The sequence below is a fragment of the uncultured Roseovarius sp. genome (assembly GCF_947259555.1).
GTDB lineage: Bacteria > Pseudomonadota > Alphaproteobacteria > Rhodobacterales > Rhodobacteraceae > Roseovarius.
Map to the genome: position 1 here is coordinate 17,555 of NZ_CAMYMD010000016.1, position 13,197 is coordinate 30,751.

Here is a 13,197-nt window from a genome sequence, read left to right on the forward strand (position 1 = left end):
CGCGTAGTTGCGGAATAGTCGGTATTGAAAGAGTCCGAGTCAGTCACTGGCTCGCGGATGATAACACGAGGAAAGGACAACCCAGATGCGATACGAGGCACCGACCCGGCTGGAAGAGGCCGTGAGCCTGCTGGCCGGGCAGGACGGCGCGCATGTGCTGGCGGGGGGCACAGACCTGCTCGTCAAGCTGCGCTCGGAGATGATCGAACCGGAGATGATCGTCGATATCAAGCGTATCGAGGGCATGCGTGACATTGCCGCCGAAGACGGTGGCTGGCGCATCGGGGCGGCGGTCTCGGGTGCCGAGATGGGCGAGCATGCGGGGCTTGTCGCCGACTGGCCCGGCGTGGTCGAGGCGGCGGGGCTGATCGGCTCGACGCAGGTGCAGGGGCGCGCCACGCTGGCGGGGAACCTGTGCAATGCCTCACCGGCGGCGGACAGTGTGCCGGCGATGGTCGCGGCGGGGGCGACCGTGCGCATTGCCGGGCCGAACGGCACGCGCGACATGGATGTGATCGACGTGCCGCACGGGCCGGGCAAGACGGCGCTGGAGCGCGGCGAATTCATCGCCTCTGTCTGGCTGCCCGCACGCGGGGCGCGCGCGAGCGATGCCTATCTGCGCTTCATCCCGCGCACCGAGATGGATATTGCGGTGGTGGGCTGCGGCATTTCGCTGAGCCTTGACGAGGGCGACCGGGTGACGGCGGCGCGGGTGTCGCTCGGGGCCGTGGGCCCCAAGGTGATGCTGGTCGAGGACGCGGCGCAGGCGATCATTGGCCGCGTTCTCGACGAGGCGGCGCTCAGTGATCTGGCGGCGGCTTGCTCGGCGGCGGCCACCCCGATTGACGACAAGCGCGGCACGATTGATTTCCGCAAGCACGTGTCGGGCGTTCTGGCCCGACGCGCGGCAGTGATCGCGGCCAAGCGCGCGAAAGGAGAAACGGCATGAGCCAGCTACACGTAACCACCAAGATCAACGGTGATGAGACCGAGTTTCTCTGCGAGGCCGAGGACACGCTGCTCGACGTGCTGCGCGACAGGCTGGGCCTGACCGGCACCAAGGAAGGCTGCGGCACCGGCGATTGCGGGGCCTGTTCGGTAGCGGTCGATGGCCGTCTGGTCTGTTCCTGCCTGATGCTGGGGGCCGAGGCCGAGGGCCGCGACATCGCCACCATCGAGGGCATGGCCACGGGCGATCAATTGCACCCGTTGCAGCAGAAGTTCATCGAGATGGCCGCCCTGCAATGCGGGATCTGCACGCCGGGCATTCTGGTCGCGGCGCAATCGCTGCTGGAGCGCAACCCCGATCCGAGCGAGGAGGAGGTGCGCTATTGGCTGGCGGGCAATCTCTGCCGCTGCACCGGGTATGACAAGATCATCCGCGCCGTGATGGAAACGGCGGCGGATATGCGGAGGGCATCGTAATGGCATTGGATGACACCAAGAAAACTCGCGATTTCAAGGTTGTAGGCACGCGGCCCGACCGGCCTGACGGGATCGACAAGGTGACGGGCCGCGCGCGGTTTGGCGCCGACATGGTGGCGCCGGGCATGCTGACCGGGCGCATCCTGCGCTCGCCCCACGCCCACGCGCGGATCGTGAAGATCGACGCGTCGAAGGCCGAGGCACTGTCTGGCGTCAAGGCGGTGGTCACCCGCGCCGATTTCGGCGAGGTGCCCGAGGATGTGGCCGATGTGCTCGACAATTGCATGGCGGGCGACAAGGCGCTTTACGATGGTCACGCGGTGGCCGCCGTGGCCGCAAGCAGCCCGGCCGTGGCGCGCAAGGCGCTCAAGCTCATTGAGGTCGAATACGAGGTCTTGCCGCATGTGACGGACGTGGACGCGGCGATAAAGCCCGACGCCCCGGTGCTGCATGAGGGCCGCCAACAGGAAACGGTGCCCGAGGGCCTGTCTCAGAACGTCATCGCGCGCTCGGAATTCGGGCATGGCGATATCGAGGCCGGGCTGAAACAGGCCGACCGCGTGGTCGAGCGCACCTATCGCACCGCGGCCACCCATCAGGGTTATATCGAGCCGCATGCCTGTCTGGCCACGATGGGTGCGGATGGCCGCGCCGATCTGTGGGTCTGCACCCAAGGGCATTACATGGTGCGCAACACCTGCGCCGCCATTCTGGGTATGGAACAGGGGCAGTTGCGCGTCACCGCCTCTGAAATCGGCGGCGGCTTTGGCGGCAAGACGGTGGTGTTTTTGGAACCTGTCGCACTCATGCTCGCCAAGAAGGCGGGCCGCCCGGTCAAGATGGTGATGAGCCGCTCCGAGGTGCTGCGCGCCACCGGGCCGACCTCCTCGACCTCGATTGACGTCAAGATCGGCATGACCAAAGACGGCAAGATCACCGCCGGTTTCGCCGAGTTGCGCTATCAGGGCGGGGCTTATCCCGGATCGCCCGTCGACATGGGCGCGATGTCGGGCTTTGCGCCTTACGATCTGGAAAACGTCAAGACCGTGGGCTGGGACGTGGTGACCAACCGGCCCAAGGCTGCCGCCTACCGCGCCCCCGGCGCGCCGATGGCGGCCTTTGCCATCGAGAGCGCGATTGACGAGGCGGCCAAGGCCTTTGGCCTCGACCCGCTGGAGGTGCGGCTGATGAACGGGGCGGATGAGGGGACCAAGGCGTCTTATGGTCCGACCTATCCCGCCATTGGCCTCAAGGCGACGTTGGAGGCGGCGAAATCGCATCCGCATTGGTCCGCCCCTCTGGGTGAAAATCAGGGCCGGGGCGTGGCCTGCGGTTTCTGGTTCAACTTCGGCGGCGACACCTGTGTGAGCCTCAACATCACGCCCGATGGCACCGTGACCGTCTCGGAGGGCAACCCCGATATCGGCGGCTCGCGCGCGTCGATGACGATGATGGCGGCCGAGGAGCTGGGCATCCCCTACGATCAGGTTCGCACGATCATCGCCGATACCGGATCCTTGGGGCAGAACGAGGTGACCGACGGCTCCCGCGTGACCTTTGCCGTGGGGTTGGCCACGATTGAGGCCGCCCGCGCCGCCAAGCGCGAGATGTGCCGCCGCGCCGCTATGATCTGGGGCATCGACGACGAGGCCGTGGAGTGGGAGGACGGGGCCGCGCGCCCCGCCGGGCCCAATGCCGGGAAATTCCCGCCCATGACGCTCAAGGAGATCGCCGCCATCGCCTCGAATACCGGCGGGCCGATTGCCGGGCATCACGAGGTGAATGCCGAAGGCGCGGGGGTGAGTTTCGCCACCCATATGGTGGATGTGGAGCTTGACCGCGACACCGGCTCGACCAAGATCCTGCGCTACACGGTGTTCCAGGACGCCGGCAAGGCGGTGCATCCGTCCTACGTCGAAGGCCAGTTTCAGGGTGGGGCCGTGCAGGGCATCGGCTGGGCGCTGAACGAGGAGTACATCTACGGCGAGGATGGCATCCTGCAAAACGCGGGCTTTCTCGACTACCGCATTCCCGTGGCGTCGGACCTGCCGATGATCGACACGGTCATTCTGGAAATCCCCAACCCGGGCCACCCCTACGGCGTGCGCGGGGTGGGCGAGACCTCGATTGTGCCGCCCTTGGCGGCGATTGCCAATGCGGTCTCTGAGGCGGCGGGTGTGCGGATGACGCAGCTGCCGATGTCGCCGCCGCGCGTGCTGGCGGCAGTTCAGGCCAAAGCGGAGGGCTGATGGTCGAAGTGCTGCTCTGGGGCTCGCTCGCCGATCAGGCGGAGGGCGCGCGCAAGGTCGAGGTCGAGGCCGGGACCTTGCGCGAGTTGCTCGACGGGCTGGGGGAGAAATTCCCCGGCCTGCGCCCGGAACTGGAGCGCGGCGTCTCGGTCTCCATCGACGGGCGGGTCTATAATGACAGCTGGTTCCAGCCGATTGCCGAGGATAGCGAGGTGGTGCTTCTCAAGCGGTTGAAGGGCGGGTGAGACGCGCGCATTCGCCGCTTTGCGGCGCCGGATTAATCCCGTATGCCCGCCGCATGTTTCGGAGCCTTGCAAAATGACCCCCTTACCTCTGACCCGCGATCTGGTGCTGATCGGCGGCGGCCATGCTCATGCGCTGGTGTTGCGGATGTGGGGCATGAACCCGCTGCCCGGTACGCGCCTCACCGTGATCGACCCGAACCCGGTCGCGCCCTATACCGGTATGTTGCCGGGGCTGGTCGCGGGGCATTATCCGCGTGAGGCGTTGGAGATCGACCTTGTGAAACTGACGCGGTTCGCAGGGGCACGGCTGGTGATCGGCGCGGCTACGGCCATCGACGCGGAGGCGGGGCGGATCACGGTCGCGGGGCGTGGCGATGTTGCCTATGATGTGGCCTCGGTGGATGTCGGGATTCACTCTGACATGAAGGATTTGCCTGGCTTTGCCGCGCACGGTGTTCCGGCCAAGCCGCTCGGGCCGTTCGCGGCGGCGTGGGAGAGATTTCTGGGCTCGGTCGCGAAAGGTACGGCCCCGCCCCGAGTGGCGGTGATCGGAGGCGGTATCGCCGGGATTGAGCTGGCGCTGGCGATGGATTTTCGGCTGAGGCAGGTGACTGGCGCGGCGCAGGTGACGCTGATTGAGCGTGCGGGTGTGATCGCCCCCGATGCGCCGGTGACGCGTCGGCGTCTCTTGCGCGCTTGCCAAGAGGCGGGGGTACATGTGCGGACTGGCATTACAGTGGCGCAGGTCACGGCCGAGGGGGTGCGCACGTCCGACGGGGAAGAGATTGTGTCGGGTTTTACCGCTGGTGCTGCCGGTGCGCGGGCCCATGGTTGGGTGGCCGAAACGGGGCTGCCAGTTACACCCGACGGCTTTCTTCGCGTGGGTAAGGACCTGCGGGTTGAAGGGCATGAGGCGATTTTCGCGGCGGGCGATTGTGCGCATCTGACCCATGCGCCGCGCCCCAAGGCGGGCGTTTATGCGGTGCGCGCCGCGCCGGTGCTGCGTGACAACCTGCGCGCGGTGTTGAGCGGAGGACACACGCGCCCGTTCAAGCCTCAGCGCAATTTTCTCAAGCTGATTTCGATGGGCGGACAGACGGCGCTGGCGGAAAAGGCCGGGGTGGCCTTTGCGGGGCCATTGCTCTGGCGTTGGAAGGACCGGATCGACCGAAAATTCATGCGCCAGTTCGCGGAGTTGCCCGCGATGACCGGCCCGCCGCTGCCAAGCCCGCGCGCGGGCTCGGATGACGAGGCCGCAGACCCCTTGTGTGGTGGTTGCGGCAGCAAGGTCGCACCCGGGGTGATCGGGGAGATGCTGACGCACCAAACCGTCAGCGCCCGCCCGGATATCCTGACCGGGCCGGGCGACGATGCGGCGGTGATCCGCGTCGGCGCGGCGCGGCAAGTGTTGACGACAGATCACCTGCGCGCCTTTACCGATGATGTGGGTGTGCTTGCCCGTATCTCCGCGCTGCACGCGCTCGGAGATATCTGGGCCATGGGGGCACAGCCGCAAGCCGCGCTTGTGTCCGTCACGCTGCCGCGCATGTCGCAGGCATTGCAGGCGCGCAGCATGGCCGAGATCATGGCACAGGCAGGTGATGCGCTGCGAGGCGCGGGGGCCGAAATTGTCGGCGGACATTCGACGATGGGCGCAGAGACCTGTATCGGATTCAGCCTGACGGGGCTGCTGGAAAGTGATCCGATCACGACGGCCGGTGCGCGCGCCGGTGACATGCTCATCCTGACACGGCCGATCGGGGCAGGCACCCTCTTGGCGGGTGAGATGCGCGGCTTGGCCAAGGGCGGCGATATCGCGGCTTTGCTGGAGAGTCTGCAAACCTCTCAGGCCGATGCGGCAGCGATTCTGTCAGGGGCCCATGCGATGACGGATGTGACGGGCTTTGGTCTCGCCGGGCATCTGGCGGCGATCTGCCGTGCCTCGGGGCTCAGGGCGGAGTTGGATCTGGAAGCGGTCCCGGTTTTTCCCGGGGCCGAGGCGCTGGCGCTTGCCGGGGTCCGGTCGACGATCTGGCAGGCAAATGTCGAGGCGGCACCGGTCGAGGGCGCGCGCGGTGCGCGCGGTGTGCTCTTGCACGATCCGCAGACGGCGGGTGGCCTCTTGGCCTCGGTCGCGCCGCAGGATGCAGACCGGCTGGTGTCGGACTTGCGTGCATCGGGTCACGCGGCGGCCATCATCGGCGGGATTCTGGAGGGGCTGCCGGGTATCCGGTGCCGATAGGCCTCGGATGACGTCACGCCAAAGAAAAACCCCGCCGATCAGGGCGGGGTTCTTGATCTTTCAGCCGAAGGCTGGTGCGGCTCAGCCCTGACGGGCCTTGAAGCGGCGCTGCGTTTTGTTGATGACGTAGACGCGGCCTTTGCGGCGCACGACACGGCAATCGCGGTGCCGGTTCTTGAGCGAGCGGAGCGAATTACGGACCTTCATGGTCGTCTCCTCGGTTGTCGCGGCGCGGGCCAGCGCCTGGGGTTGCGGGCGTCCCGCGCGAAGGGCGGAACAGTGAATTCATGGTGGGCGATACAAGGTTCGAACTTGTGACCCCTTCGATGTCAACGAAGTGCTCTACCGCTGAGCTAATCGCCCATGAATACCAGCCGATCACCTGCCCCAAGAAAACGGGGCGCGGAAATCCGCGCCGGTTCGCTGGTCTATAAAAGGAGTCGTTGAGGGGATCAAGGGCTTTTAGAAGCTCAAATTCAGTCTATTATCGGTTCCGAAAGGAACGCGCATGCCGAAGGCCGCCTATCACCTGATCCATCCCGAACGGCGCACCACCTCGGTGGTGTTTGCCTCGCCTCATAGCGGGCGGGATTACCCCTGGACATTTCTGCGGCGTACCACGCTCAACGAACATTCGGTGCGGTCCTCTGAGGACGCCTTTGTCGATCAACTCTTCGATTGTGCGCCGCGGGTCGGTGCGCCGTTGATCAAAGCCGGGGCGCCGCGGGCCTATGTCGATCTGAACCGCAGCGCCGACGAGCTTGACCCCGCGCTGATCGAAGGGGTGTCTCGGCAGGGGCATAATCCGCGTGTTGTCTCGGGTCTCGGGGTTATCCCGCGTGTTGTGGCGAATGGGCAGGCGATCTATTCCGGCAAGCTGAGTATGGATGAAGCGGAACACCGCATCGAGACCTATTGGCGCCCCTATCACATTGCCTTGCAGGGCCAGCTTGATCAGGCGCATCTGATGTTTGGCCAGTCGATCCTGATTGATTGCCATTCGATGCCGCACGAGGCGATGGATGCGGTCGTGCGACGTGGGGTGCGGCGGCCCGAGATCGTTCTGGGCGACAGGTTTGGTGCGGCGGCGGATGGCGCTATCGTCGACCGGATCGAGGCGGCATTTGCAGGGGCGGGGCTGGTGGTGACACGCAACACGCCGTTTGCCGGCGCCTACATCACGCAGGCCTATGGCCGGCCCACACGCGAGCGGCACGCGGTGCAGATCGAGATCGACCGGGCGCTCTACATGAACGAGCGATTGATCCGGCCCAACGGCAATTTCGAGGCGTTCCGACGTATCTTGCGGGGCGTTGTACGTGATATCGCCGAGATCGGACGCGCCGAGGCGCAGCCTCTGGCGGCGGAATAGGGGCTCAGCGCAGCGCGCGGCCCTTGAGAATCGCCTCTGGTCCGAATTTGGCACGGATCGCGTCGGTGGCGCGTTCCGCGCCCGCACGCTTGACCGCGCTCGGATCCAGAAGATCGCCGGACCGGTCTGCGCCGGCCTCTGTCACGAGATCCGACAGCCCCACGCCGATCAGACGGTAGGCCCTGCCCGTGGGAACCTGATCCATCAGCGCCCGCGCTTCGCGGTAGAGCGTATCGGCCAGCTGTGTCGCCTCGCGCAGGGCGTGGCGGCGGGTCAGCAGGCGGTGATCGGCCTGCTTGAGCTTGAGGGTGACCACACGGCCCGCAAGCCCGCGCGCCTTGGCGCGGTCCGCCACCTTTTCCGCCAGCCGCCAGAGATGGCCGTCGAGCAGATCGAGATCCCGGGTGTCCTCGAAAAACGTGGTCTCGTTAGAGATGGATTTGACGGGCGCATTGGCCGAGACGCGGCGGCGGTCCTGCCCGCGCGCAAGGTGCCAGAGCCGCTCGCCCATGCTGCCGAACCGCGCGATCAGATCGGTGCGGTCCCACCGCAGCAGATCGGCAAAGCTGTGGATGCCCGCCGCGTTGAGCGCGCGCAGGCTGGATTTGCCGACGCCCCAGATCAGGCTCACGGGCTGGTCGCGCAGAAAGTCGTCGGTTTCCGCCGCGCCGATCACGGCAAAACCGTGGGGTTTGTCGAGGTCAGAGGCAATCTTGGCCAGAAACTTGTTGTGGCTCAGACCGATCGAGCCGGTGACTCCCAACTCGTCGCGCATCCGGCGCACCAACCCTGCCAGCACGACGGCGGGTGGTGCGCCGTGCAGCCGGTCGGTGCCGGAAAGATCGAGAAACGCCTCATCGAGCGAAAGCGGCTCCACCGACGGGGTGAGATCAAGCATCATGGCGCGGATCGCGCGTGACACCTCGGCATAAACCTGCATTCTGGGCTTGATGATCACGGCCTCGGGGCAGAGCTTGAGCGCCTGAAACATCGGCATCGCCGAGCGCACGCCTCTGATGCGCGCGATATAGCAGGCGGTCGAGACAACACCGCGCCGCCCGCCACCGATGATAAGCGGCTTGTCGGCGAGGTCCGGATTGTCGCGTTTCTCGACGCTGGCATAGAACGCGTCGCAATCCATGTGGGCGATGGAGAGATCGAACAGCTCGGGATGCGCGGCAATGCGCGGGCTGCCGCAGGACGGGCAGCGCGCGGCGCTATCGAATCGGCTGAGGCACTCTCGGCAAAGGCTTGGCATGATGGGCACAGCTTAGGGCGTCGTGGTATCGCGGCGCAATATCCGCTCTGTGAATTGTGGCGCAAGATCCATTCGGCTCGTCTCCGGCCTCTTGGCCCGGATCCGCGCATTTTCGCGCGGGCCCTCTCGCCAAGGGCGCGGGTTGGGCGTAAAGGGAACGCATGAAACCGCAATTCCCTCTCGGTGCCGCACAGACCCTGCCGTTCTGGCGCAGGCCGGTCACGCTGCTCTTTCTGATGGCCGCGGCCATGCCGGTGGCATTTGCCACGTGGTCGGCGCTGCTGAACAACTTCGTGATCGAGGCGGCGGCGTTTGACGGCTCCGACATCGGCTGGCTGCATACCGTGCGTGAAATTCCCGGGTTTCTGGCCATTGGCGTGATCGCGCTGATCATGCTGATGCATGAGCAGGTGCTTGCGTTGGTCTCGCTGCTGTTGCTCGGGGTGGCGACGGCATTGACCGCGCAGTTCCCGAGTCTGGGCGGTATTCTGACCATCACGATGCTCAGTTCCATCGGGTTTCATTATTTCGAGACAGTGAACCAGTCGTTGCAATTGCAATGGCTCGACAAGCTGCGCGCGCCCCAAATGCTGGGATGGCTGATGGCGGCGGGGTCCGGGGCGACGCTTGTGGCCTATGTTCTCATAGTGCTCACATGGCAAGCCTTCGATCTGAGCTATAACTTCGTCTATTTCGTCTCTGGCGGATTCACCGCCGTGGTGGCTGTGTTCTGCCTGTTTGCCTATCCCAAGTTCGAGGCACCCAACCCCCAAATCAAGAAGATGGTGCTTCGGCGGCGTTACTGGCTCTACTATGCGCTTCAGTTCATGGCGGGCGCGCGTCGCCAGATATTTATCGTATTCGCTGGCTTTATGATGGTCGAGAAATTCGGCTTTGAAGTGCATGAGGTCACGGCGCTCTTTCTGATCAATCTCGTGGTGAACATGATCTTTGCACCGCTCATGGGCCGCGCCGTGTTTGTCTTTGGCGAGCGCCGCACTTTGCTCTTTGAGTATGCGGGCCTCGTGATCGTGTTTCTGGCCTATGGCGGCATCTATTTCTTTGGCTGGGGCGTGGTGCTCGCGGCCACGCTCTATGTCATCGACCATATCCTTTTTTCGCTGGCTCTGGCGCTCAAGACCTATTTCCAGAAGATTGCCGATCCCGGAGACATTGCGCCCACCGCCGCCGTCGCCTTTACCATAAACCACATCGCGGCGGTGTTTCTGCCGGCCGCGCTCGGGTATCTTTGGCTGGTGTCGCCAACTGCTGTGTTCGTGGGGGCGGCGGCCATGGCCTGTGTTTCGTTCGGGTTGGCGCTGTTGATCCCGCGCCATCCCGAACCGGGCAACGAAACTGTCCTCGCGCGGTTTGTGCCTGCCGCAGCCGAGTGAACGACACGCATTCAGAAGGGGAACCCGATGCCGACCTACACCGCCCTGACAACCCTGCCTGAAAAAGCCAATGCCGAGGCTTTGGCCGAGGCGTTGGAGCACATGCAGCCAGAGCCCACCGGCATCGGCTCTTTCGAGATGGAGGACGGATCGGGGCTGTGGGAAGTGGGGGCTTATTTCGAGGAGGCCCCGGATGAGGCGGGTCTTGCTCTCTTGGCCACGATGCACGGCGCGCGACCGTTTGCCGTGTCGGAACTGCCTGACGTGGACTGGGTCGCCAAGGTGCGCCGGGATCTCAGCCCGGTCGAGGCCGGGCGGTTCTTTGTGTACGGTAGCCATGACGCGGACAAGGTGCCACCGGACTGCGAGCCGCTGCTGATCGAGGCGGCGATGGCGTTTGGCACCGGGCATCACGGCACTACGCTCGGCTGTCTTCGCGCCTTGGACCGTCTGGCAACCGCGGGTTTTGTCGGGCGGTCGGTGCTCGATCTTGGATGCGGCACGGCGGTGCTCGCGATGGCGGCGGCGCGGATCTGGCCCGGGGTCATGCTGGCCAGCGATATCGACGAGGTGGCGGTGGAGGTGGCCAGCGCCAATGTGCTGGCCAATGGGCTAGAGGGCCGCGTGGATTGTGTCGAGGCCGAAGGGCTGGATCACCCGCGCCTGAAGGCCGCCGCACCTTTTGACCTGATATTTGCCAATATCCTCAAGGGCCCGTTGCTGATGCTTGCGCCGGGAATTACCGAAGCCCTGTCGCCGGGCGGCAAGGTGATTCTCTCTGGTATTCTCAACGAGCAGGCCGACGAGGTGCAGCGGGTTTATTGCGAGCTTGGAAACAGTCTTGAGTATCGCGAAGAGATTGGTGACTGGGCAACGTTAACCTTGTCTAAAATGCCTTGAAAATGCGTCTAAAATCGGACCGATAAACACTTTTGCCTTGGTGTTGCCACAATTCGGGCCTAGATTTTTTTGATCGCGGTGGGGGTCGTGATTACGGGATGTTTCGACATGACGGACGCATTTCAAGGGTTTGACACGCGGCTCAAGACAATCAATCGCAAGCGCACGCGATTGGAGCGCGGCTATGTCAGCAAGGTCGGCAAGGACGGCCTCATCATTTTTCGCCCCAAACGGCGCAAGGGTGGTATTCCTCTGCGCGGATTGATTTATCTCGTTGCGGGTTTTGTTTTCTTCAAGGCGGTGATCATCGCACATCTGGGCGGGCCGCTCTACGGTGAGCGTGTGGCGCAACTGGCCGAAGGCAGCATTGTCGAGCAGGCCGGTGCCGTGGTGATGCAGCCGGACCCGCTGAGCGTTATGCTCGCGGCAAAGATACGTCCGGCGCTGCGCTGAGCGCATTAAGCGCCAAGTTGGCCGGTTAGGCCGCCCGCAACAAGAAAAAAACCCGCGCGGTTCGTACCGGCGCGGGCTTTTTCATGTGCTGTCCGCGATCCGTCAGACGGATCGGGTCTCGCCTCAGATCTGACGGGCAACCACGTCGATGTCGCCACGGCTGAGACCGATATCGTCCAACTCGCGGTCGCTCAGACGCGACAGCGCGGCGCGGGTGGCGCGGCGCTCGTTCCAGGCGACGACAGCGGTCAGGAGACGGGCGAAGGGATTGCCAAAGGCGGCGTGAGAGGAAAGCGTGCGGGTGGTGTCGAGAGCGGCCATGATTTTCTTCCTTTGATATATGCGAGCGGATGTGTCTGGTTCTGAATGGCAGGTAGTGGGACAAATTCGTTCTCACAAGCCGGGATTGTTGCATAGTTCTTATGCGTTTGGCGCATGGGTCGGAAATTGTCATAAGTAACTGAAATTAAATGAAATCCAATTTTCGACATTATCCATAGAGACGCTGGTCGCGGTAATTGTGCAACGTCGCGATGGCAAAACGGGCAGTTTGTGAACGTGCATTCCGCTTGGTGCCTGTTCTCGTTTCGTGCTATTGCTGAAAAAAACGTAGGGGCAGGGCTGAAAAACATGCGGGTATTGGGCATAGATCCCGGGTTGCGCAACATGGGCTGGGGCGTGATCGACGTGGAGGGCAGCCGTCTGAGCCATGTGGCCAACGGCATCTGTCATTCGACCGGCGCGGACCTCGGGGCGCGGCTGTTGTCGCTGCATGAGCAGCTGACCGACATTTTCCAGCGTTATGATCCGACCGCGGCGGCGGTCGAGCAGACCTTTGTCAACAAGGACGGGGCGGGCACGCTCAAGCTGGGGCAGGCGCGGGGCATCGCCCTCTTGGTGCCTGCGCAATACGGGCTGAGCGTGGGGGAATACGCCCCCAACTCGGTCAAGAAGACGGTGGTGGGCGTGGGCCATGCCGCCAAGGAACAGGTGGCGCATATGGTCAAGGTCCAACTGCCAGGCGTGGTGCTGGCCGGGCCGGATGCGGCGGATGCGCTGGCGATTGCGATTTGCCACGCGCATCACGCGCGTTCGGGCGACATGCTGGCCCGCGCGGTGGCGAGGGCGGGCACATGATCGGGCGGATCGCGGGGCGGATCGACTATCGCGCGAGCGATCACGTGCTGATCGACGTGCGCGGGGTGGGGTATCTGGTCTATTGCTCGGACCGGACGCTGTCGTCGCTGCCCGCCGTGGGCGGTATGGCGGCGCTTTATACCGATCTGCTTGTGCGCGAGGATATCCTGCAACTCTTCGGCTTTCCGACGCTGGTCGAGAAGGAATGGCACCGGTTGCTGATGAGCGTGCAGGGGATCGGGGCCAAGGCGTCGCTGGCCATTCTGGGCGCGCTCGGCCCTGATGGGGTGAGCCGTGCGATTGCCATCGGCGACTGGAATGCGGTGACGGCGGCCAAGGGCGTGGGCGCCAAGACCGCGCAGCGCGTGGTCAACGAGTTGAAGGACAAGGCCCCCACGGTGATGGCGATGGGCGCGGCCCCGCCACCCGCGCAGGATGCGGGCGAGGTGATCGAGGCAGAGAGCGTCGCCGCCCCGGTCGCGGCCCCCGCGATGCCCGCGGGCAACGGCGCGCAGGCCGAGG

14 protein-coding genes and 1 tRNA gene are annotated in these 13,197 nt (G+C 64.6%); 11 read left to right on the plus strand and 4 right to left on the minus strand.

The annotated features are described in order from the left end of the window. The first annotated feature begins 85 nt into the window (after window positions 1–85). From Q0X85_RS02435 to selD, 5 genes are all read left to right on the plus strand, one after another. Entirely contained in the window at window positions 86–949 is an 864-nt protein-coding gene (locus Q0X85_RS02435; protein WP_297768515.1) for a xanthine dehydrogenase family protein subunit M, read from the plus strand. Next, on the plus strand, window positions 946–1,425 hold the full coding sequence (locus Q0X85_RS02440; RefSeq protein ID WP_050661827.1) for a (2Fe-2S)-binding protein: 480 nt from the start codon (window positions 946–948) through the stop codon (window positions 1,423–1,425). The genes Q0X85_RS02435 and Q0X85_RS02440 overlap by 4 nt, the downstream gene beginning before the upstream one ends. Further along, complete coding sequence (locus Q0X85_RS02445; protein WP_297768523.1) at window positions 1,425–3,674, plus strand: xanthine dehydrogenase family protein molybdopterin-binding subunit; 2,250 nt, start codon at window positions 1,425–1,427, stop codon at window positions 3,672–3,674. Before Q0X85_RS02440 ends, Q0X85_RS02445 begins: the two co-directional genes overlap by 1 nt. Beyond that, window positions 3,674–3,919, plus strand: a complete 246-nt coding sequence (locus Q0X85_RS02450) for a MoaD/ThiS family protein (RefSeq protein WP_297768525.1) — start codon at window positions 3,674–3,676, stop codon at window positions 3,917–3,919. The genes Q0X85_RS02445 and Q0X85_RS02450 overlap by 1 nt, the downstream gene beginning before the upstream one ends. 73 nt (window positions 3,920–3,992) lie before the next feature. Next, window positions 3,993–6,161, plus strand: a complete 2,169-nt coding sequence (selD, locus tag Q0X85_RS02455; RefSeq protein ID WP_297768527.1) for a selenide, water dikinase SelD — start codon at window positions 3,993–3,995, stop codon at window positions 6,159–6,161. A gap of 81 nt (window positions 6,162–6,242) precedes the next feature. Here the strand turns inward: selD and ykgO are convergent, their stop codons facing one another. After that, window positions 6,243–6,368, minus strand: coding sequence for a type B 50S ribosomal protein L36 (gene ykgO / locus Q0X85_RS02460; RefSeq protein ID WP_005850168.1), 126 nt, complete (start codon window positions 6,366–6,368; stop codon window positions 6,243–6,245). 81 nt (window positions 6,369–6,449) lie between these two features. After that, window positions 6,450–6,524 (minus strand) — tRNA-Val (locus Q0X85_RS02465). Window positions 6,525–6,669: 145 nt separating this feature from the next. On the opposite strand from Q0X85_RS02465, the gene Q0X85_RS02470 reads away from it, so the two are divergent. Further along, complete coding sequence (locus tag Q0X85_RS02470) at window positions 6,670–7,533, plus strand: N-formylglutamate amidohydrolase (RefSeq protein ID WP_297768530.1); 864 nt, start codon at window positions 6,670–6,672, stop codon at window positions 7,531–7,533. Between the two features lie 4 nt (window positions 7,534–7,537). Here Q0X85_RS02470 and Q0X85_RS02475 read toward each other — a convergent pair whose 3' ends face one another. Continuing rightward, window positions 7,538–8,791, minus strand: coding sequence for a DNA polymerase IV (locus Q0X85_RS02475; RefSeq protein ID WP_297768532.1), 1,254 nt, complete (start codon window positions 8,789–8,791; stop codon window positions 7,538–7,540). A gap of 161 nt (window positions 8,792–8,952) precedes the next feature. On the opposite strand from Q0X85_RS02475, the gene Q0X85_RS02480 reads away from it, so the two are divergent. The 3 genes from Q0X85_RS02480 (at window position 8,953) to Q0X85_RS02490 (ending at window position 11,538) form a co-directional block, all read left to right on the plus strand. Further along, window positions 8,953–10,185 (plus strand): MFS transporter, encoded by a 1,233-nt coding sequence (locus Q0X85_RS02480; RefSeq protein WP_297768534.1) that lies wholly within the window; start codon window positions 8,953–8,955, stop codon window positions 10,183–10,185. 27 nt (window positions 10,186–10,212) lie between these two features. Then, window positions 10,213–11,085, plus strand: a complete 873-nt coding sequence (locus tag Q0X85_RS02485; RefSeq protein ID WP_297768537.1) for a 50S ribosomal protein L11 methyltransferase — start codon at window positions 10,213–10,215, stop codon at window positions 11,083–11,085. 108 nt (window positions 11,086–11,193) lie between these two features. After that, window positions 11,194–11,538: a hypothetical protein gene (locus tag Q0X85_RS02490; protein WP_297768540.1), complete on the plus strand. Its 345-nt coding sequence runs from the start codon at window positions 11,194–11,196 to the stop codon at window positions 11,536–11,538. Window positions 11,539–11,661: 123 nt separating this feature from the next. Here Q0X85_RS02490 and Q0X85_RS02495 read toward each other — a convergent pair whose 3' ends face one another. Then, window positions 11,662–11,859 (minus strand): DUF1127 domain-containing protein, encoded by a 198-nt coding sequence (locus Q0X85_RS02495; RefSeq protein WP_297768544.1) that lies wholly within the window; start codon window positions 11,857–11,859, stop codon window positions 11,662–11,664. 309 nt (window positions 11,860–12,168) lie between these two features. On the opposite strand from Q0X85_RS02495, the gene ruvC reads away from it, so the two are divergent. Further along, window positions 12,169–12,675, plus strand: coding sequence for a crossover junction endodeoxyribonuclease RuvC (gene ruvC, locus Q0X85_RS02500; RefSeq protein WP_297768546.1), 507 nt, complete (start codon window positions 12,169–12,171; stop codon window positions 12,673–12,675). Beyond that, window positions 12,672–13,197, plus strand: a 526-nt coding sequence (gene ruvA, locus Q0X85_RS02505) for a Holliday junction branch migration protein RuvA (protein ID WP_297768549.1), incomplete at its 3' end; no start/stop codon positions are given. The genes ruvC and ruvA, both read left to right, overlap by 4 nt.